The sequence below is a fragment of the Vibrio sinaloensis DSM 21326 genome, from assembly GCF_000189275.1.
Taxonomy (GTDB): domain Bacteria; phylum Pseudomonadota; class Gammaproteobacteria; order Enterobacterales; family Vibrionaceae; genus Vibrio; species Vibrio sinaloensis.
In genome coordinates this window covers 1-260 of the sequence record NZ_AEVT01000049.1, presented here as the reverse complement: position 1 = coordinate 260, position 260 = coordinate 1, and the positions used below count along the sequence as shown (strand labels likewise).

Genomic DNA, 260 nt, shown 5'->3' with positions numbered 1-260 from the left:
GACAACGGCGTGACCTACCAATACGACCGCCCAGCGGATGGCGGCAGCATTACTGTAACAGCCACCATCGTGGACCAAGCAGGCAATGAGTCAGCCCCAGGCAGCGACAGCGCAGTCATGGGTGACACCACGGCAACGCCAGCGCCAACCGTGGTCATCACTGAAGATATTAACGACGATGGTACGATTTCTAACACTGAAATCAGTGGCCAAGTGGACGTGTTAGTGACGGTTCCAGCCCAAGCCGAAGTGGGCGATAC

General features: G+C 56.9%; 1 protein-coding gene. It reads left to right on the top strand.

Annotation, left to right across the window (positions count from 1 at the left end; genetic code table 11):
* A partial coding sequence (locus RH45_RS07190; RefSeq protein WP_008075557.1) for a hypothetical protein occupies nt 1-260 on the top strand: 260 nt, incomplete at both ends.